3 protein-coding genes are annotated in these 2,378 nt (G+C 35.7%); all 3 read right to left on the bottom strand.

Annotation, left to right across the window (positions count from 1 at the left end):
- On the bottom strand, positions 1-947 hold a 947-nt coding region (locus ACZQCL_RS08755), incomplete at its 3' end, for a hypothetical protein (protein WP_482482852.1).
- 8 nt (positions 948-955) lie between these two features.
- The gene (gene epsC, locus ACZQCL_RS08750; protein WP_227991110.1) at positions 956-1,495 is read right to left on the bottom strand and encodes a serine O-acetyltransferase EpsC; all 540 of its coding nucleotides are present in this window, start codon (positions 1,493-1,495) and stop codon (positions 956-958) included.
- Positions 1,496-1,539: 44 nt separating this feature from the next.
- Positions 1,540-2,274, bottom strand: coding sequence for an NAD-dependent protein deacylase (locus tag ACZQCL_RS08745; protein ID WP_118114812.1), 735 nt, complete (start codon positions 2,272-2,274; stop codon positions 1,540-1,542).
- Between the last annotated feature and the right edge of the window lie 104 nt (positions 2,275-2,378).

Below are 2,378 nucleotides of genomic sequence, written 5' to 3'. Positions count from 1 at the left end.
CAACGAGATAAAGCCTCTTCATCCTTCAACATATAATAGATGTAAGACATCAATGACCAATATTGTAAAGAACTCGATGCATCCTTACGCGGATAACTAATCAATACATCTTGAGCAAGTTCAGCATCATTTAAATAAATCAAGCATTGTGCAAGCAATGTGTGCTGGCTCAAGCGTGTATGTCCCTTTGAATTTGTGCAATAGTAAATAATGGCACTCGCACAAGCCTCCGGATTACAATCTTCATATAATAATTTTGTGATTGGTAAAAGTGATACAGCACGATAACGTAACACTAAATTAAACGCAAATAAGTAGAACATCAACAATACAGCTAGAAGCATCATGTTATTCACGGCAATTAAAATCGCAAATAGGGCAACAATACCTAACGCATAAATACCTGTTAATTTACGCACATTTTTACGACAAGTCTTTGCAAGATCCTTATAAGACTCATCCAATTCATGATGAATCTTATACATACGAACCAATTCATCATCACTTGTAAAATTAAATTCGCGACGTTCTTTCGAAATGTTTTTACGTAAACTTAACATTCCATAAATACATACAATAAATGCAGGCACAACCAAAATGGCACCTATATAGATCATGTATTCAGGTAAAAAGAAAATCAAACACATAACGATCCATGGGCTGATGTTGAATCGTGATGTTACATATTGTCCAATATAAATGATATTGATGATTCCTGAAATCAATAAGGCATCACCTACATATAAGATCCACATATTATTTTGTAGATACGTTAAAACCTGTTTCAGTGATTCTGTATCTACACCTGGCACAGAACTTAATGAACTCGACAACATATCCGAACTCATATCTATACCACTCGCAAATACAACCGCACTTAAGCAAAGTCCAACTAAAAAAGCTACAACTAAAGCTATTAAATGGGATTTACAACGATATTTCCACATACAACCACCTATTTCTTCTCTATAATTCTTGCAGGAATACCTACTGCAGTTGCCCCTTCAGGAACATCTTTTAAGACGACCGCATTTGCCCCTACACGACACCCCTTTTTCAAAGTGATATTTCCTAAACATTTTGCGCCACAGCCAATATATACACCATCCTCTAAAGTTGGATGTCTTTTGACATGTTGCTTTCCTGTACCACCAAGTGTGACACCATGATAAAGCTGACAATCATCCCCGATAATTGCCGTTTCACCAATCACAACTCCCATACCATGATCAATCATCAAGCCACGACCAATCACAGCACCAGGGTGAATTTCAATTCCTGTCCAATGCCTTGCTCGATTGCTTACCCAACGCGCAATAAATGTATGATTATGCACCCAAAACCAATGGGCAATACGATGTAAACCAATTGCCTTAATATGTGGATACAACCAAAACACTTCCCATTTTGAATGTGCTGCCGGGTCTAACTGCATTGTTCTTTCTATGTTATATAATCCATCACGGATAAAAGATTTCTTGTTTCTTTCTGACATGATAAAATTTTAGTTTATTTATGTCTAAATTTCAAGTTTAGTGTTTATTTCACATAAACTTCACATAGTGAATCATCTAAAACCTTACCAATCGAATCATGAATCACAAGATCCGCCTTTGAATCCATATTCGTACTATCTTTATTGATCAAAACCAAATGTTTGCCATGAAAATAGTTAATTAAACCAGCCGCAGGATATACGACAAGACTTGTACCACCTACAATTAAAAGATCTGCCTGCTCAATCGCATGAATAGCCGAGTACAATGTATATTCATCTAAGCCTTCTTCATACAAAACAACATCTGGCTTAATGATGGCACCACACTTGCTACATCTAGGAATACCTTCATTATCTCTTAGTTTCATCATATCCTCTAGAGAATATTTTGTTTGACAATGTGTACAAGTATTTCTTAAAACACTTCCATGTAATTCATAGACCTTTTTAGAGCCTGCCATCTGATGTAAGCCATCAATATTCTGTGTCACAATCCCTTTTAGCTTTCCCATTTTTTCAAGTTTTGAAAGAGCATAATGTGCCTTATTAGGTTGGGCATCTGGATAAATCATCTGATTAAAATAAAAATCAAAGAATTCTTTAGGATGACTTAAATAAAAACTATGTGACAACATAATCTCAGCCGGATATGGATACTTCTTTTTATATAATCCATTGTCGCTACGAAAATCTGGAATGTTACTTTCTGTAGACACTCCAGCACCACCAAAAAATACTATATTATTACTTTCTTGAATCCAATCTTTTAAAGACATAACATCGTCGAGTAGACTTTGTCTCGACCTTCACCCCTTTCATCAATATAAAATAATTTCGCGATGAGAGGTTCAAGTCTCAAAAGCCCCTCACAGAACCGCAC

This window comes from Holdemanella sp., assembly GCF_056804935.1.
This window is presented reverse-complemented; position numbering and strand designations above follow the sequence as displayed.

Bases quoted from the DNA above. Each gene is read 5' to 3' on its own strand.
- epsC (WP_227991110.1), bottom strand. From the start codon at position 1,495: ATGTCAGAAAGAAACAAGAAATCTTTTATCCGTGATGGATTATATAAC.
- ACZQCL_RS08745 (WP_118114812.1), bottom strand. From the start codon at position 2,274: ATGTCTTTAAAAGATTGGATTCAAGAAAGTAATAATATAGTATTTTTT.